Source organism: Methylotenera versatilis 79 (assembly GCF_000384375.1).
Taxonomy (GTDB): domain Bacteria; phylum Pseudomonadota; class Gammaproteobacteria; order Burkholderiales; family Methylophilaceae; genus Methylotenera_A; species Methylotenera_A versatilis_B.
The window spans coordinates 42,779-59,909 of the sequence record NZ_ARVX01000001.1 but is presented as its reverse complement, the minus strand read 5'-3'; the positions used below and the strand labels follow the sequence as shown (position 1 = coordinate 59,909).

The 17,131-nt window shown below is 41.3% G+C and carries 17 protein-coding genes; 10 read left to right on the top strand and 7 right to left on the bottom strand.

Annotated elements, in window-relative coordinates; all coding sequences use genetic code 11:
• Window positions 1–21: 21 nt before the first annotated feature.
• The 4 genes from pstC to METVE_RS0100285 all read right to left on the bottom strand — a co-directional run bounded on the left by pstC (window position 22) and on the right by METVE_RS0100285 (window position 4,031).
• Window positions 22–951 (bottom strand): phosphate ABC transporter permease subunit PstC, encoded by a 930-nt coding sequence (gene pstC / locus METVE_RS0100305; protein WP_020166444.1) that lies wholly within the window; start codon window positions 949–951, stop codon window positions 22–24.
• 252 nt (window positions 952–1,203) lie between these two features.
• Window positions 1,204–2,202, bottom strand: a complete 999-nt coding sequence (locus METVE_RS0100295; protein ID WP_020166442.1) for a PstS family phosphate ABC transporter substrate-binding protein — start codon at window positions 2,200–2,202, stop codon at window positions 1,204–1,206.
• A gap of 171 nt (window positions 2,203–2,373) precedes the next feature.
• Entirely contained in the window at window positions 2,374–3,375 is a 1,002-nt protein-coding gene (locus METVE_RS0100290) for an inorganic phosphate transporter (RefSeq protein ID WP_026361941.1), read from the bottom strand.
• A complete protein-coding gene (locus METVE_RS0100285; RefSeq protein WP_020166440.1) occupies window positions 3,375–4,031 on the bottom strand; it encodes a DUF47 domain-containing protein in 657 nt (218 codons plus the stop codon). Before METVE_RS0100285 ends, METVE_RS0100290 begins: the two co-directional genes overlap by 1 nt.
• Before the next feature lie 166 nt (window positions 4,032–4,197).
• Between METVE_RS0100285 and arsC the strand changes: the two genes are divergently transcribed.
• The 8 genes from arsC (at window position 4,198) to METVE_RS0100240 (ending at window position 12,865) form a co-directional block, all read left to right on the top strand.
• Window positions 4,198–4,626 (top strand): arsenate reductase (glutaredoxin), encoded by a 429-nt coding sequence (arsC, locus tag METVE_RS0100280; RefSeq protein ID WP_020166439.1) that lies wholly within the window; start codon window positions 4,198–4,200, stop codon window positions 4,624–4,626.
• A gap of 76 nt (window positions 4,627–4,702) precedes the next feature.
• Window positions 4,703–5,807 (top strand): peptide chain release factor 2 gene (gene prfB / locus METVE_RS0100275; protein WP_157258776.1). Its coding sequence is split into 2 segments (ribosomal slippage): window positions 4,703–4,783 and window positions 4,785–5,807, totalling 1,104 coding nucleotides; the frame shifts between segments, so codons are not numbered across the junction.
• A gap of 2 nt (window positions 5,808–5,809) precedes the next feature.
• Window positions 5,810–7,348: a lysine--tRNA ligase gene (lysS, locus tag METVE_RS0100270; RefSeq protein WP_020166437.1), complete on the top strand. Its 1,539-nt coding sequence runs from the start codon at window positions 5,810–5,812 to the stop codon at window positions 7,346–7,348.
• A gap of 311 nt (window positions 7,349–7,659) precedes the next feature.
• A complete protein-coding gene (locus METVE_RS0100265; protein ID WP_020166436.1) occupies window positions 7,660–9,114 on the top strand; it encodes a porin in 1,455 nt (484 codons plus the stop codon).
• 199 nt (window positions 9,115–9,313) lie between these two features.
• Window positions 9,314–10,018 (top strand): Crp/Fnr family transcriptional regulator, encoded by a 705-nt coding sequence (locus METVE_RS0100255; protein WP_020166435.1) that lies wholly within the window; start codon window positions 9,314–9,316, stop codon window positions 10,016–10,018.
• Window positions 10,019–10,248: 230 nt separating this feature from the next.
• Window positions 10,249–10,776 carry a GAF domain-containing protein gene (locus METVE_RS0100250; protein WP_020166434.1) on the top strand — a complete coding sequence of 176 codons (528 nt, stop codon included), beginning with the start codon at window positions 10,249–10,251 and terminating at the stop codon, window positions 10,774–10,776.
• Between the two features lie 15 nt (window positions 10,777–10,791).
• Window positions 10,792–11,478, top strand: coding sequence for a DUF2490 domain-containing protein (locus METVE_RS0100245; RefSeq protein ID WP_026361939.1), 687 nt, complete (start codon window positions 10,792–10,794; stop codon window positions 11,476–11,478).
• A 406-nt stretch (window positions 11,479–11,884) separates the two neighbouring features.
• Window positions 11,885–12,865, top strand: a complete 981-nt coding sequence (locus METVE_RS0100240; RefSeq protein WP_232415342.1) for a S1 family peptidase — start codon at window positions 11,885–11,887, stop codon at window positions 12,863–12,865.
• Window positions 12,866–12,932: 67 nt separating this feature from the next.
• On the opposite strand, the gene METVE_RS0100235 is transcribed toward METVE_RS0100240, so the two are convergent.
• The 3 genes from METVE_RS0100235 to METVE_RS0100225 form a co-directional block, all read right to left on the bottom strand.
• Window positions 12,933–13,400, bottom strand: coding sequence for a response regulator (locus tag METVE_RS0100235; RefSeq protein WP_020166431.1), 468 nt, complete (start codon window positions 13,398–13,400; stop codon window positions 12,933–12,935).
• Window positions 13,401–13,506: 106 nt separating this feature from the next.
• Window positions 13,507–15,474 carry an ATP-binding protein gene (locus METVE_RS0100230; RefSeq protein ID WP_020166430.1) on the bottom strand — a complete coding sequence of 656 codons (1,968 nt, stop codon included), beginning with the start codon at window positions 15,472–15,474 and terminating at the stop codon, window positions 13,507–13,509.
• Between the two features lie 129 nt (window positions 15,475–15,603).
• Window positions 15,604–16,380, bottom strand: coding sequence for a response regulator transcription factor (locus METVE_RS0100225; RefSeq protein WP_020166429.1), 777 nt, complete (start codon window positions 16,378–16,380; stop codon window positions 15,604–15,606).
• 126 nt (window positions 16,381–16,506) lie between these two features.
• On the opposite strand from METVE_RS0100225, the gene METVE_RS0100220 reads away from it, so the two are divergent.
• Window positions 16,507–16,776: a hypothetical protein gene (locus METVE_RS0100220; protein WP_020166428.1), complete on the top strand. Its 270-nt coding sequence runs from the start codon at window positions 16,507–16,509 to the stop codon at window positions 16,774–16,776.
• A 48-nt stretch (window positions 16,777–16,824) separates the two neighbouring features.
• Window positions 16,825–17,109, top strand: a complete 285-nt coding sequence (locus METVE_RS0100215; protein ID WP_020184138.1) for a hypothetical protein — start codon at window positions 16,825–16,827, stop codon at window positions 17,107–17,109.
• The last annotated feature ends 22 nt before the right edge of the window (window positions 17,110–17,131 follow it).

Genomic DNA, 17,131 nt, shown 5'->3' with positions numbered 1-17,131 from the left:
ATGATTGTTCTTATCGATATATTAATAGTTTTGGCGGAATTTTTTGCGTGCGACGTGGCCAAGAATATTGAATGTTAAAGTCATTAACATCAGCACTAAACCAGCCGCAAAAATACTTTGGTAACCAATGCTGCCGTGCGGCAAGTCACCCAGAGCAACTTGCACGATATAAGCCGTGATTGTCGCTGCGCTTTCCATCGGATTAAAGGTTAAGTTAGGCTGTTGGCCTGCGGCGATAGCGACCACCATCGTCTCACCCACTGCACGCGAAATCGCTAAAATATAAGCGGCGATAATGCCTGACAGCGCTGCTGGTGTAACCACTTTAACCGCTGTTTGAAAGCGCGTTGCGCCCATGGCGTAACTACCTTCACGCATACTCATCGGCACGGCGCGCATCGCATCTTCAGCCACTGAGCTGATATAAGGAATAATCATAATGCCGATGACGATACCTGGACCTAACATGTTAAAACCAGGCAAATCGGGGAATATTTTTTGTAATAACGGTGTGACGAATAACAGCGCAAAGTAACCAAAAACCACTGTTGGTACGCCCACTAATAACTCTAAAATGGGCTTAACGATTTCGCGCACTTTATGGCTGGCGAATTCAGATAAGTAAATAGCACCAATCGTACCCAGTGGAATCGCTACACACAGCGCGATAAATGAGGTAGTTAATGTACCCGCAACCAGCGGCATAATGCCAAAATGGGCATCCTCAAATAACGGTGTCCATTGTGTATCCGTTAGAAAATCAAACAATGAAACCGCTTTAAAAAACGTTAAAGACTCAACGATTAACACCGCAACAATCGCAAAAGTGGTTAATACCGCAGATAACGCCGCTAACATTAAAATAAATTCAATAATGCGTTCGCGCACGTTACGTTTAATATTTTTGGCTAAACGTGGACTAATTGAAGTATTGTGATTTGCAGTGGCCATTGTTTAGGAACTTTATGTTTGTGACTTTAGTGTTATAAGCTTTATGCTTTGTGACCGTATTGTAATGAATTAATGTGACAAATATAAGACAATTTACATTTGCGTTGCTTGGCGGGGTGTTTAATTTGCGATGATAACGCGCTTAAGTCGGCTATCAAATCTAATGCGCCTGCTTGAATACTTAACAAAGGTAGGCACATATTTAGATAATAAAAAAGACGACATGAAGTCGTCTTTTTTGCCATGCAAAAGTTACTTAATACGTGCTAATAACTCTTCGATTTTAACACCGACCTCTGGTGTACCGTCAAAGCCTGTACCAGGTTTTAACGCTTTCCAGTGCTTGTTTACAGCAGCATACTCATTAGCTGGCAACGGAATATATTTCACTTCTTTTACTAAAGTTGGTGCGTTTTCTAAATAGAAATTAACGAATGCTTTAATCTCTGGTTTAAATGCAGCAGAAGCAGCATTCACGTAAATAAACAATGGGCGTGCAAGCGGTTGATATGTACCGTTTTTAACTGTTTCAAATGAAGGCATCACCGCAGCAGCACCTTTTTTAGCCACGATTGGCACCGCTTTTAATTTGTCTTGGTTTTCTTCAAAGTAAGCAAAACCAAAATAACCTAAACCGCCTTTATCTGATTGCACGCCTTGCACTAATACGTTGTCATCTTCTGAAGCCGTGTAATCGCCGCGGCTAGATTTTGCTTTGCCTACGATTGCTTCTGTAAAATAATCGAACGTTCCAGAGTCTGAGCCTGCGCCAAACAATTTAAGTGGTGTATCAGGGAAAGCTGGATTCACTTGTTTCCAAGATTTAATTTTGCCTTGCGCTGCTGGTTCCCACATTGTTTTCAGCTCTTCAACCGTTAAGCTTTTTACGAAATCATTATTTTTGTTCACCACAACGGTTAAACCATCATAAGCGACTGGCAATTCAATGTATTGAATACCTGCTTCTTTACAAGCATCCATCTCTTTTTTTAAGATTGGGCGTGATGCATTTTGCACATCTGTTTCGCCGCGGCAGAATTTTTTAAAACCGCCACCCGTGCCAGAAATACCAACCGTTACTTTTACTTTAGTGGCGATTTGATACTCTTCAGCCACCGCTTCAGTAATCGGATAAACGGTACTTGAACCATCAATCTTAACGATTTTTTCAGCTGCAAAACCATGTGATGTTGATAAAGTTGCAGCAACCAGCGCTGCAACTTGTAATGACTTGCCAAACAGGGTGTTCATAAAATCTCCATTTAATTAACTGCTAATTGCGACTATCTACATATATACAATTTGAATAAACAGAACTTTAGTTGGATAGTGTGACAAATTTATGACAAAAATATGAACAAGAAGCAGATGGCATCAATAGTCCGTACTTCTTGCGCATTTTAGTGATTTGAAAGGATTGCCTTACATTTTTAATATTAAGCCCAGGTGATAGCAAAGCGCAGAAATCAATGCGGCGCAGGGAATAGTTAACACCCAAGCCCAAACGATGCGTGATGCTAAGCCCCAGCGCACGGCAGAAGCGCGGCGCGATAAACCAACTCCAATAATCGCACCGGTGATTGTGTGCGTGGTGGACACGGGAATACCAAGTGAAGTGGCTAAAAATAATGCAATCGCGCCAGAAGTCTGTGCACAAAATCCGCCAGATGGACGGATGCGCGTAATGCCCATGCCCATGGTACGTACAATGCGCCAGCCGCCAAATAGCGTACCAGCCGCCATGGCGATTTGACAGGCAATCACCACCCAAAATGGCACATAGAAATCTCCTTGAATATAGCCATTTGCGTACAGTAAAACGGCGATGATACCCATGGTTTTTTGTGCGTCATTGCCGCCGTGGCCTAAGCTGTATAAAGAAGACGAGAGAAATTGCAATTTATTGAAACGGCGTTCAGTTGGGTAGGGCGATGATTTCTCAAACAGCCATAACACCGCAATCATCAAAATCAATGCCAGCAACATGCCAAATAAAGGCGAAAGAATAATCGCCACTGAAGTTTTAATTAAGCCTTGTGCAACAACCGCGCTTGTACCTGCTTTTGCTAAACCAGCGCCCACTAAACCACCAACCAATGCGTGTGAAGATGAAGATGGAATACCAAACCACCATGTGATTAAATTCCACGAGATCGCGCCACCAAGCGCGCCAAATATTACTGCATTATCAATCACTTCTTTATTGATGATGCCAGAACCTACGGTATTGGCGACATGCAAACCAAAAAATAGAAACGCGATTAAATTGAAAAAAGCTGCCCAAACTACGGCAGCTTGTGGTGTTAATAATCGCGTTGAAACCATCAGTGCGATGGAATTTGCCGCGTCGTGAAAGCCATTCATAAAATCAAATATTAGGGCCACAAACACCAGCAAGCCCATGATAATCATTGCGTGCTCGATCATATGCGTTCTAACACCACACCATGAATCACGTCTGAAACGTCTTGGCAGCTATCAACCGCCTCTTCAAACATATCGTAAAGCTCTCTTGAGCGAATCAGCGTGCGCGCGTCAGTTTCTTCAGCAAACAAGCGGCGCATCCCTGCGCGCATCACATGGTCAGCTTCACCTTCAATATTATTGATTTCCTCACATGTGCGTAAAATCTTCTCGGCATTTTTCATGTCAGAAAGCATGTTGACTGCCTCGCGCACTTTTTCTGATGCGCGCAATAGAATCTGCCCAAGCGCGACCATTTCTGGTGTGAAATTGCTGCGACCATAAATGCTGGCACTTTGCGGAATGTTTTCCATGTAATCGATAATGTCGTCTAACGCCATTGCCAACTCACGGATCTCACGACGGTCAAACGGGGTGATAAATGTTTTGTGAAGAGAAAGAAGAATATCTTTGGTGTATTCGTCGGCTTCACTCTCAATGCGACAAATCTCTTTAAATTGCGCGTCAAATTGGCTTGCATCATTTACAGCAGTCATCATTGCCAGCACCTTAGAACCTTCTACCGCACAGTCTGCCAAGCTATTGAATTGTCTAAAATAGTTGTCACTGCGTGGTGAAATGGATGCCATCAGTCTGCTGAATATTCCATTAGCCATAAATCAATCTCCCAAAAGTTGCGTTTTTAATTATGACAATAATGTTACAGCAGGCTGGCCTAAACTGCATCAATTAAAGACAATATTGCATGTTAAAATCTGCGCGAAATAATGCATATGATGCAAATATTGAGTCAAAAAAAGCATTAACTATGATGAGAGAACTATGGAAAAAGTCACGATTTATCACAATCCGTCATGCGGCACGTCACGCAACACTTTGGCTATGATACGCGCCAGCGGTGTTGAGCCAGTGGTGATTGAGTATTTAAAAACGCCGCCAAATCGTGAAAAGTTAACCGAATTAATCGCGCAGATGGGCATCACGCCACGTGAACTATTGCGCGAAAAAGGCACGCCTTATGATGCGCTTGGTTTGAGTGATTTAAGTCTATCAGATGAAGCATTAATCGACGCGATGCTGCAAAATCCTATTTTAATCAATCGTCCCATTGTGGTGACAGCAAAAGGCGCTAAGTTATGTCGTCCGTCAGAATTGGTGTTAGACATTCTGGAAAATCCAAACTTGACTGAATTTACTAAAGAAGACGGTGAAGTTGTAAAGGTTGAAGTAGTGAGGATTCTACCTAAATAGAGAGGCTAATAAGGCTGCTCAATATGGCTTCAGCCTTTGCTGTATAATGCTGCTTTTTAGTCATTAGCAAGCCAAAATGGAAGCCGAACAACTCAATATTATTGCCAATCGTTTAACGGATTTAAGCGCGCGCAACCAAGCCCTTCGGGGGTATCTTTGACTTTGAGAATAAGTCACAAAAACTAGAAGAAGTAAACGGCTTACTAGAAGATCCGAAGATTTGGGATAACGCCAAAAAAGCCCAAGAATTAGGTAAAGAAAAGCGCATGCTCGAAATGGTGGTGCATAACTTGCAAAACCTTGAGAATGGCTTAAAAGACGGCCAAGAATTATTCGACATGGCGCGTGAAGAAAATGACGATGAAACATTGTTAAGTGTCGACTCAGACACGCAAAAGATTGAAACGCAAATCGCTGCCATGGAATTCAGGCGCATGTTTTCTGGTGAATTAGATGCAAATAACTGCTTTATTGAATTCCAATCCGGCAGTGGCGGCACTGAAGCGCAAGACTGGTGCAATATGTTGTTGCGCATGTATTTGCGTTATGCCGAGCGCAAAGGTTTTAAAGTAGAAGTACTAGAATTATCTGATGGTGATGTGGCGGGCATTAAAGGCGCATCTATTAAAATCACTGGTGATTATGCCTACGGAACCTTAAGAACTGAAAATGGCGTACATAGGCTGGTGCGTAAATCACCATTCGATTCAAACGCCAAGCGCCACACCAGTTTCGCCAGCGTGCAAATTTTCCCAGAAGTAGATGACAGTATTGAAATCGATATCAATCCTGCCGATTTGCGTATCGATACATATCGCGCGAGTGGCGCAGGTGGTCAGCATATTAATAAAACCGATTCCGCCGTACGTATCACGCATTTACCTACAAACGTAGTCGTGCAATGCCAAAATGATAGAAGCCAGCATCGCAACCGCGAAGAAGCGATGAATATGCTGAAAGGTGCGCTTTATAATTTAGAGCTCAATAAGCGCAATGCCGACAAACAAGCGCTGGAAGATGCTAAAACCGATATCGGCTGGGGACATCAAATTCGGTCTTATGTGTTAGATCAGGGCCGCATCAAAGATTTACGGACCAATGTTGAGATTGGCAATACACAAGGTGTGCTGGATGGCGACCTTGACCCATTTATACAAGTTAGTTTGAAGCAGGGAGTTTAAGCGTGAGTGATAATAACCAACAAAACAATGAGATAGCACCAATTGACGAAAACCACGTCATCGCAGAGCGTCGTGAAAAATTAAAAGCCATTCGTGAAGCAACACAAGGTGTGGCTTTCCCTAATGATTTTAAGCCCTTGCACAAGGCAGATGCTCTACAGCAACAATATGGCGAATTTGATAAAGAAACGTTAGATCCACAGGCAGTTTCAGCGACAGTTGCTGGTCGCATGATGTTAAAGCGTGTCATGGGTAAAGCCAGTTTTGCTACGATTCAAGATGCCAGCGGACCAAGTGCAGGCGGTCGCATTCAGTTATATATTGCGCGCGATGAAGTCGGTGAAGACGTCTACGAAAGTTTTAAACATTGGGACATGGGCGATTTTTTAGGAGCCACTGGCCGTTTATTTAAAACACGTACGGGTGAATTGTCGATTCATGTGACTGAATTAAGGTTGCTGACAAAATCACTGCGCCCATTACCGGAAAAATTTCATGGTCTGCAAGATCAAGAAGTGAAATATCGCCAGCGTTATGTCGATTTGATTACCAGTGAAGAAACGCGCGCGACATTTATTGCGCGCAGCAAGGTGGTTTCTGCGATTCGCAATTTTATGATTCAAAATGAATTTTTAGAAGTCGAAACGCCGATGTTGCACCCGATTCCTGGTGGCGCTTCAGCCAAGCCATTTATCACGCATCACAATGCGCTAGATATGCAAATGTTTATGCGTATCGCGCCAGAGTTATATTTGAAACGTTTGGTAGTCGGCGGATTTGAGCGTGTTTTTGAGATTAACCGCAATTTCCGTAATGAAGGCTTAAGCGTTCGCCATAATCCAGAATTTACCATGATGGAATTTTATGCAGCTTATACCGATTATCAGTGGTTAATGGATTTTACCGAACAATGTATTCGCGCTGCTGCGATTGCTGCGCGTGGCACAGCGACGCTGACTTATGACGGCAAAGAAGTCGATTTAAGCAAACCATTCGAACGTTTAACGATTGTAGGTGCAATACAAAAATATGCGCCGCAATATACGCTTGAGCAATTAAATGACACTGCATTTTTGCGCGCAGAAATATTAAAACATGGCACAAAACCATTTGACCACGCTGGTTTAGGCGCATTGCAATTAGCGTTGTTTGAAGAAACTGCTGAAAGCCAATTGTGGCAACCGACTTATATTATCGATTACCCTGTTGAAGTTTCACCTTTAGCACGCGCGTCTGACAAAAATCCTGAGATCACCGAACGCTTTGAGCTATTTATCACAGGGCGTGAGGTAGCAAATGGCTTTAGTGAGCTAAACGATGCAGAAGACCAAGCAGCAAGATTCCATGCACAAATGAAAGCCAAAGAAGCGGGCGATGCAGAAGCGATGTACTACGATGCCGATTTTATCCGTGCATTAGAATACGGTATGCCACCTGCAGGCGGTTGTGGTATTGGTATTGACCGATTAGTCATGTTAATTACCGATAGCCCTAGCATCCGCGATGTGATCCTGTTCCCACATATGCGGACTGAGTCTTAAATTTCTGAGATATGTGTTTGTAAATCACGTCATTAAAAGTTGTTAAATTAAAAAGTTAACCCAAAAAAGTGGTTAACTTTTTTATCAGCAACGTATCAGTCAAATACTTAAACTATCTGAAAACCATCCCTTAGAAATATCGGATGGTTTTTTATTTTGTTGTAAAAATGCAACGTTAGGTGACGTTTTTGTGAAATAGCGGACTATTACCAAGTATGTAGCTAACTGTCATAAATTTGTCATGTTGTCACACCAAAATCCATCCTGTTGAATAAACGAAGTGAAGCAGTTTAATTTTAGGGGATTTTGGGATGAGTTTCAAACTACGTAAAATGATGGCAACAGCATTAACCAGCAGCGCTTTAATGGGCGGTGATGCGATGGCTGATGCTAATTTGGATTTAGTACAAGCATTGGTGAGTAAAGGCGTTCTGACAGAAGAAGAAGGCGCATTATTGACAAAAGGCCGCGCTGAAGAGATGGGCGTTCAAAAGAAAAAAGAGAGCAAATTCTCAACTAACAGCGTTAAATTACGCGGCTACGTACAAGTGCGCAATACCACCATGTTAGGTGGAGATGACGGTATTAATTTATGGTCTGACCGCTCTGTGGGTGATGATAAATCACTTGGCGATGCAGATAAAAACTTCTTGATTCGCCGTGCACGTTTGGTGATTTATGGTGATTATGGTGATCATTTGAGTTATTACATTCAGCCAGATTTTGCGAGTTCAGTCGGTGGTACAACCAACTCAAACGCCAGTGGCGCGGGTAACTTTGCACAATTGCGCGATGCTTATGGTGATATCTATTTTGATAAAACACGCGTGCATCGTATTCGTGTGGGTCAATCAAAAATTCCGTTTGGTTTTGAAAACTTACAATCCAGCCAAAACCGTTTAGCGTTAGATCGTAACGATGCATTAAACAGTGCGGTACGTGATGAGCGTGACTTAGGTGCGTTCTACTATTACACACCAGAAACCACTCAAGCTTTGTTTGAAGAAATCGGAAAATTAGGTTTAAAACATACGGGTAATTATGGTCAATTTGGTATCGGTGCGTATAACGGCCAAGGTGCCAATGCACGTGATCAAAACGATAATTACCACGTCGTTGCGCGTTACACATATCCTTGGAAAACTGAAAGTGGCCAAATTTATGAGGCGGGTATTCAAGGTTACAAAGGTGAATATGTGTCGACTACTGGTGCATACAGCAGACGTAATGCGGTTGGCACGCTTGCATCAGTTACGCCAACTTTAGGTACGGGTACGCCGCTTTCAGGTCGTAACGGTATTGACGATGAGCGTGTGGGTTTAAGTTTTATGATGTATCCACAGCCGTTTGGTTTACAAGCAGAGTGGAACTGGGGTAAAACGCCAGGGTTAGATTTAGCCTCTAATTCTATTGAGAAAAAGAATCTAAACGGTGGTTATGTGCAAGCGATGTACAAAATCGATAATGTGCATTTCTTCGATACTAACGGTACGGTAATTCCATTTATTAAATATCAATATTTTGATGGTTACAATAAAGCGGAAACCAACTCACCTAAAAATCAGGTACATGATTGGGAACTGGGCGTAGAGTGGCAAATCGCACCAGAGGTAGAAGTGACTGCAGTTTACCATCGCATGAATCGTACTAATTTGGTAACAGGTAATCGAGCGACCGCAAGTGCAAGCAACAATTTACCGGCCAGAGAAGATTACGAAAATTTCAATGCAGATGCATTGCGTGTTCAAGTGCAATATAACTACTAAGTTTAAAGTGATTATTTAGGGTATTAATATAAATAGTTAACCCGATTTTTAGCTTAATATTTAAAAAATCAGCATCAAATCAAACCCGCTTCGGCGGGTTTTTTATATGCAAATACTGCATTGTTATACACAATGCCAATTAACATATTTAGTTTGCGCAAGCGTATGATGAATATACTGTTTCTAATGAAAGATTAAAATGGCTGGTCGCCGTAACCCCAAAAGTAATGTTTTTTTATCCAGATTAAGCCCCGCGATTTATGAGCAGCTTTCGCCAGACTTGCAATTAATCTCTTTGCCAAGAGACTGTGATATTTACCGAACTGCAGGAAAAATCGATTATATTTACTTTCCAATCAGCAGTATTGTTGCGGTTGTAAAAGTGTTAATGGATGGCGAAGCACCAGAAATAGCGGCAATCGGCAATGATGGATTAGTGGGCACAGATGCTTTTATGGGCGTTTACTCGCCAACTAGCCGTGCAATCGTACAAAGTGCAGGTATGGCATATCGTTTAAAAACTAGTGTTGCTAAAAAAATGTTTGACTCAGAACCTGAATTTAGGGCGTTGGTGATGCGATATATCCATGTGATATTTTCGCATTCTGCGCAGATTGCTGCATGCAATCGTTACCATCACTTACAACAGCAAGTATGCCGATTTTTATTAACCAGCTTAGATCGTTGGGCAAGCAATCGCATCAGTTTAACGCATCAACGCATATCGGACTTGCTCGGCGTAAGGCGTTCAGGCGTTTCTGAAGTTTCATCCAATTTAGCCAAGCTAGGTTTGATTAAATATCACCGTGGCTGCGTGACGATTTTGGACCGAGAAGGGTTAGAAAAAATGGTCTGTGAATGTTACACAGTGATTAAACAAGAGAGTGATTTGTTTTTGGAATAACGTTTTAAAAAGTGATTAAATCCAGTTTTTATTTCAGGCAAAATAGCATAAAATCCGTCCGCCATTTTTTTAATATTCGTACTGCCCTATATTAAGACCCCAGTGTGAAATGCTATCGTTTGTACGCTAGCAGACAGATTTTTTTGTGGCATAAATCTAATATGCTAAACATTCAATTGGTGTATTTGTAAATTGGATATGAATAGTTAACCTTTGAAAGTGGGAAGAAAATGAGTGGCAATCAACAAAATTTAAAAGAACAAAATCGCTTATCGGCATTGTTAAAGCTGAAAGTATTAGACTCTCCTTTTGAAACGATTTTTGATACCATCACGCGCCTTGCAAGTGATGTTTGCGGTACGCCTATCGCGCTTATTACGCTGGTGGATGATAAGCGTCAGTGGTTTAAATCTAGCGTAGGTATGGGATCCGTCACAGAAACGCCACGCGAGATTTCTTTTTGTACACACACCATTCAAAATGATCATTTGTTAGAAGTGCAAGATGCAACGCAAGATGAACGGTTTTGGGATAACCCACTAGTGACAGGCAACCCGGATATTCGATTTTATTGCGGCGCACCGATTAAATTGCCGATGGGTGAGAATATCGGCTCACTTTGCGTGATCGATACCAAGCCAAATTATTTGAACGAGCATCAACGCAAAACCATAGAAGGTCTGGCAACGCTGGTTTCGCAATTATTAATATTGCGCGAAATCAACCTTAAGAATTGCAATTTAGACACTACAAAATAATGCCTGAAAAATATGATGATTAAACAATGTTGTAAATTATTGCCAGCCATATTGGCTGGCTTTTTTTTTGGAAATGCACAAGCGGAAACCGAAGAGGATGGCCGCTATTGGTTAAATTTTAGTTTAGCAGGCAAGTTGCCAGCCGAAAGTTGGCTATGGACTTTCGATTTTCGACCGCGTTGGCGCGAAGAGGGCAGTGAATTTGATCAGTATATTGCGTCTGGCTATGTGATCAAGCAATTGAATAAGCAAGCCAGTTTGGGGCTGGGGATCGATCATATCGTTACGCATCCTGCAGGCGGAAAATCATTTGAAGAAAATCGGTTAACGCCACAATTACTGTATAAATTTGACGAGTTTTTAGGTGTTAAGTTAATCAGTAGAACGCGTTTTGAACTCCGTCACCGTGAAAATGCGGATGACACGGCTTACCGACTACGTGAGCAGTTACGGGCAATGTGGGCTTTTCCGAATTTAAATCGATTGTCTTTGGTTGTTTCGAATGAGTTAATGCTGAATCTAAATGATACCGATTGGAATGTCCGGCGCGGCATCGATCAAAATCGCGCTTTCGTTGGATTGAATTGGAAAACCAGCCAGCAAACATCGGTAGATTTTGGCTATCAGAATCAATATATCAACACGCGCAATGTTGATCGCGAAAATCATATTTTAATGGGTACGTTATTTGTTAATTTCTAAATAAATAATGAATGTTTAGATTAAGTTAATTTTAAAGTGTTTTAACCCAATCCTTTAATCACTTTTTATCAATAAACTTAATCCTCCAAGCCGCTATTCACAGCGGCTTTTTAAATCGTATTTCCCGTTATTTTTACCAATGCTTTTCCTATGCACTCATGCACCAATTAAGTCATTGGCATGCACTGAAAGCGTGCGTAATCACTTCATTATATTGATAATATTATTTAAATTAAATTGGATTAATCGCCTATATCGGCTTTCTAAGCCACATCCAAGCCACTTCAGAAAATATTGATATTAGCTGGAATGCTAATTGCTAAACCTTAACTGTAGCAACGTTGTTTGTACTAAATCTAACTTGAATTAAGAACCAGTAAAGATTAGTTGCGGATAAGGAAGCAAGATGATTAAACATGACCTAATTAAGCTTTATAAATTTGCATGTACATTAATGCTAGTTTTGTGCGCGGCAAATAGTGCGTGGGCAGTGCCAACGGCAGAAATGGTGAGCGACCTCAATAACAGTGTGTTGCGCGTAAAAGTGAAGCTGCCAAATGGTAATCTTGGGTTAGGTTCAGCTGTAGTTATCGCTAAGAATGAAGTGATAACCAATTGCCATGTTGTGACCGATGCAACCAATATTGCAGTGATTGTGAATGGCGAGCCGCACGCAGCAACGGCGATTAAAGCGGATTGGCATCACGATTTGTGCATGCTGACTGTTGAAAACTTGGATGCGCCTGTTGTTAAATTGGGTGCTAGCAAAGATCTTCAATACGAAGAATCTGTTTTTACCATCGGTTATCCAGACGAAACCAAACAACCTGTTAGCACATTTGGTGCGGTCAAAGGCCTTTTTCCGATGGATGATAGCGTGATTATTCGTGCAAGCAGTCCATTTAGATTGGGTGCTAGTGGCGGCGGCGCATTTGACGATACAGGCAACTTAGTAGGAATTATCACGTTGAAGAGTCGTGGTGATACTGCTTACTTTTACTATATGCCGGTGGAATGGGTGCAAGCTTTGATGAGTAAACCTGCACAATCTCTTGGTGTAAAAAGTGAAAAACCTTTTTGGGCGATGGATGTTAAGCAACGGCCGTATTTTATGCAAGTTGTGCAGCCATACTTAACGCAAGAGTGGAAAACGCTATTAAAAGTGGCAACACAATGGGTGCAAACTGAGCCAAACACAGCGGAATCTTGGTTCTATTTAGCTGCTGCAGAATACGCGACAAAAGACTATAGCCATGCCGAAGAGCACTTTAAAAAGGTGTTGGCGCTGAATCATTCGCATAGCCAAGCAATGGATTATTTAGCAAAGCTTGCTGAAAAGACGGCAAAGTTGGATGTGGTTTCAAACAAAGTTGCGCTGCTAAACTAAAGCGCATTTAAAAACGGATCAACGTTAATAGTTAAGTCTAATTTCAATCATTCACATCATTTCTCAATTATTCAGAGACTTGATGTGAATGATTAACTGGTTTTATTTCAGTGTTAAGTGATTTTAGATGGCGATACAAAATACGTGTTTCTAGTAAATTCCAAACGCGTAACATGGCTTCAATCGTATCAAATGGTTTAGTTAAAAAGTCTTTCGCACCAAGTGCTAAGGCTTTTCTTTTGGCTACTATCGTAGCATCTGCAGTCAGCACTAACACTGGCAAGTATTCATCTTTCGGAATATGGCGTGACAACATCTCTAACACCGCATAGCCATCCAGTTCTGGCATCATTAAATCCAATAGAATCAAATCAGGTTGAAAGGCTTTGAATAAATCTAAAGCACGTGTCGAGTCTGCTGTACTGATGACTTGATGAAAACCTTCTCTTGCCAACAAATCTTCTAGCAGTTTCAAGTTCGCCTCTGCATCATCAATGATTAAAATCTTGGCATTTAAAATAGCGGCTTCATTCATGTTAATGGTGTTTTCTACTTAATTTGTTTTTTATGTTTAATTTGTTTCAAGTTCTGGCTTACTTCTATTTAACTTACAACTCATAACTGACTTTAATTAAAAGGCTTTAAATTTCAATTAATTCTCTTACTTTTTTGTTAAACATGGCAACATCCAAAGGCTTGGTCATGTAATGCTCTACGCCAGCAGCATTTAAGCGGGCGATGGTTTCAGGCAATGCATCCGCACTCAATATCATAATCGGTATATCGCGATATTTGACGTCTGATTTAATATAACTGACCAAGCTTTCGCCTGAGCCATCTGGTAGATTTAAATCAATGAGTAATAGCGAAGGTGAGATTTCCGCTAGATATTGTTTAGCATCTTTCATCGTTGTGACGCAATGGATACGCAAATCACGCTGACGGTAGATGATTGCTTCGACCAATGCGCGATTACTAATATTGTCTTCTACGTAAAGTATAGAATGTTTGTTAGTAAGCGCCAGCGGCTTTTTGCTTTGGGTTGATTGAATCAATTCGTTGGATTCTTCACTTGGCTCACTTGCGCCAATTTCTATCCAGAATAAGCTTTTATCCTCTGCAACGTGAATGCTGCCGTTCATGGCCAGCATAATTTGTTTAGAAAGTGCAAGGCCAAGACCAGTGCCTTCGACTTTTGTTTGCTCAGCGCCTAATCTATCAAAAGGCGTGAATAATCGTTCTTTCAATTTGGCTGGAATGCCTGTGCCGCTATCTTGCACCTCAATGATGATTTTGCCTTGACGACTGAAGGCATTTAATTGCACGACAGCATTTGCTGGGCCGTATTTAAGCGCATTCGACAGCAGGTTAAGCACGACTTGTAGCAATTTTTGTCGATTAGCCAGTGCCCAAAGGTCAGGAGTAATATCACTTCTAATTTCGATATCTCGAATTTTGCCAATCGGCGCAATGTAGTGCGTGGCTTCTTCTAGCAGTGTATTCACATCTATTGAGGTTAACTCTAAAGAGATTTCTCCCGATTCGATTCTGGCAGTTTCTAGTACTTCGTTGATTAATTTGAGTAAATGCTTTCCTGCGCCTAAGATGAGTGACACGCTATCGCGCTGCTTTCCAGGGGATAAATCCTGTTCTAATAACTGCGCAAATCCTAAAATAGCATTGAGCGGCGTTCTCAGTTCGTGGCTAGTTCTGGATAAAAACATACTTTTCGACGCACTGGCATCTTCTGCTTCTTGTTTTGCTTGAATCGAATCGCTGATATTTTTAGCCAATAATTGCGATGCATGATCAAGCTCATCAGATAATTGACCCAACTCATCTCGGCTACTTGAAGGCAAATCCAATTTCTCTGCTTTGGCAAGATGTGCGGCTGAATCTCGTAACAACCGCACGCGTTTAACGATGGTGCGAGAGAAAATCCACACTGCCGCTAATGAGCCAATGATGCCAGATACTGCGGCAATCAACGTGATGATGATGTGGCGTTGACGTTGATTAAAAACATCTTGCTGATCTTTTGCCACTAAAATCGCTTCTTCCGCATTCAGGCGTTCGATTTCATTTCTGAGCTTATCTAAGGTGTTAACTTGGGATTTGAACTTAGCGATTAAGCTATCTGAGGCGACATTGGATTCATATTCTGAAAGAATCCTTAAGTCATGCAGATTTTTTTCAACCAGTGGATTAATCGCAGCAAGGCGTTTTTTCTGCTCTTCATTATCCAGTTGGATTTCTAACTCATTCAATATGGCAGGCAGTTGTTTTTCTACTTGGAAAAAAATATTCAGGAAATGCTTGTCACCAGTTAGCAAATAATCTCTGACACCGGTAGATGCTTCAATTAGCAAAGTATGCACTTTTTGAATATCGCGCTGGTTTTGTAAAGCGAGCCTCAATTTGTTTTCAAGTTGAGTAGATTCTTGCTCTCTGATATATAAAGAGCCTAACGAAGCCAATAAAACTAACAGTGGTAGCGCGATGACGCAAACACCTTTTATTCCCAAAGATAGATTTTGCCATGTCTGGGCAATCCAACTAAGTAGCTGAAAGTGATTGTTTTTAACAGATTGTGTTTGCGTATTTTTCATCACGAGAACTATTTAATAATTAAAATTTTTAATGATTAAAACTGGGTTTAAGTTAAGGCTTTTTTAAGTGAATAATTGCTTAAATTAATAGGGTTAATAGTTAACACATATTATTGGTTAATATTTTATTTATGATCTGTAACCAAGTTCAACCGCTTTAACAGCGGCTTGCGTTCTATCTTTTACGCCAAGCTTATTTAAAATACGTTCAACGTGAATTTTAGCGGTACCAGATGCGATTCCCAGCTTAGTACCAAGCTCATTATTGCTTAATCCAGAGGGTAAAAGGGCCAGAATCTCGCGCTCTCTTGGGGTTAATGCTTCTAAAATCGTCTGATCGCCTTCGCTACGAACTGGCCCTTGATGTTGTGATATGGCTAATCCAACTAGTCCTGCAAATGCTTGTAAGGTTTCAAATTCTGCTGATTCTAGCGTGAGTTTTTTGCCAGAGAGGCCAATAACACCTTTGCCATGTTTACCTAACGCGAGTGGAATTAAGCATTCATGATGGCTCGCATCATTGTGTGTCCACAATTGCGTGCCTTTATTTTCATACAAAGTAAACTGTACTGGATTTTTAAGCATCATCGCTAAAATACCCATCATCGGAATCCTTGAGCCGACTGGCAATGTTTGACCGACCTGATTAAACACCACCAATTTGCCGGAATTTTCTATTGCTAATAAAGCATGTTGTGCGGAAACCAAAGTACAAAGTGAATGTAATAGACTGGATGATGCACCCACGCCCCAGCCATGCTCAAAAAGTTGTTGGCCAAGATTAAGATAAAGCCGTAAGTGCGTATCGTTAGCCTGAGTTTTTTTAAGGCTCTCCCTAAGCGCGCGTGCACTTGTTGGCTGCTGCGTATTATTCAGCTCAGTAGGATTGAGTAGGTCATTTGACATATGCCGAACAGTATATACCGTTCTACCTATTATGGTAGATTTTTACTTTATTTACACCGCGCATAATGCATCACATCGGGAAAGCAATAAATAACCCGAATAACTAAAGTAAATTGGAGAAGAGAAATGAAAAGTTTAAATTTAGCAGTGATTGTTTCTTCAGCAGTTTTAATGCTTTCAGGCGTTGCATACGCTGAAGATACTTACAAAAATAGTCATCATCAAAATCTGTCAAAACGCCCATATAGCCAGCCGCTTCCAGATAGCGCTTATCAAAAAACAGGTGAATTTGAAGGTGCAACACTGGTGCGTGGTGAGTTGAGTGAGCAAGAGTTAACTGCAAACAAACATCAACAAGTAATGCGTTTGAATCAGTTATCTAAACGCCCATATTAACTGTATCTAAGTTAACGATATAAGTTTGTGAGAATTGAGGAGATGATCATGAAAAGCAAAAGTCTTATTGGCAATGTTCTTGGATTGGCAGCAGCGCTGCTGTTGACCACTGGCATTGCTCAAGCAGGGGATGATAAAGCGAATAATGTCATCGACCAAAATATATCAAAACGGCCTTATCAAGCGCCTAATGAGCCTGCTGCGAATAAAGCAGATAACTGGGATGGCGCAACGTTGGTGAAAGAAGAAGCCAAAACTGGCCCAACTAACTATCAACAATTGCGCATCCGTATGTTGGGGCAACGTCCTTATATGCATAAGAGTGGCGAGTAAGTAAAAATGTAGTTTGTTTGAC

Bases quoted from the DNA above. Each gene is read 5' to 3' on its own strand.
- METVE_RS0100240 (WP_232415342.1), top strand. From the start codon at position 11,885: ATGATTAAACATGACCTAATTAAGCTTTATAAATTTGCATGTACATTA.
- METVE_RS0100215 (WP_020184138.1), top strand. From the start codon at position 16,825: ATGAAAAGCAAAAGTCTTATTGGCAATGTTCTTGGATTGGCAGCAGCG.
- METVE_RS0100285 (WP_020166440.1), bottom strand. From the start codon at position 4,031: ATGGCTAATGGAATATTCAGCAGACTGATGGCATCCATTTCACCACGC.
- METVE_RS0100265 (WP_020166436.1), top strand. From the start codon at position 7,660: ATGAGTTTCAAACTACGTAAAATGATGGCAACAGCATTAACCAGCAGC.
- METVE_RS0100220 (WP_020166428.1), top strand. From the start codon at position 16,507: ATGAAAAGTTTAAATTTAGCAGTGATTGTTTCTTCAGCAGTTTTAATG.
- METVE_RS0100225 (WP_020166429.1), bottom strand. From the start codon at position 16,380: ATGTCAAATGACCTACTCAATCCTACTGAGCTGAATAATACGCAGCAG.
- METVE_RS0100230 (WP_020166430.1), bottom strand. From the start codon at position 15,474: ATGAAAAATACGCAAACACAATCTGTTAAAAACAATCACTTTCAGCTA.
- METVE_RS0100235 (WP_020166431.1), bottom strand. From the start codon at position 13,400: ATGAATGAAGCCGCTATTTTAAATGCCAAGATTTTAATCATTGATGAT.
- METVE_RS0100295 (WP_020166442.1), bottom strand. From the start codon at position 2,202: ATGAACACCCTGTTTGGCAAGTCATTACAAGTTGCAGCGCTGGTTGCT.
- METVE_RS0100255 (WP_020166435.1), top strand. From the start codon at position 9,314: ATGGCTGGTCGCCGTAACCCCAAAAGTAATGTTTTTTTATCCAGATTA.
- pstC (WP_020166444.1), bottom strand. From the start codon at position 951: ATGGCCACTGCAAATCACAATACTTCAATTAGTCCACGTTTAGCCAAA.
- METVE_RS0100250 (WP_020166434.1), top strand. From the start codon at position 10,249: ATGAGTGGCAATCAACAAAATTTAAAAGAACAAAATCGCTTATCGGCA.
- arsC (WP_020166439.1), top strand. From the start codon at position 4,198: ATGGAAAAAGTCACGATTTATCACAATCCGTCATGCGGCACGTCACGC.
- METVE_RS0100245 (WP_026361939.1), top strand. From the start codon at position 10,792: ATGATTAAACAATGTTGTAAATTATTGCCAGCCATATTGGCTGGCTTT.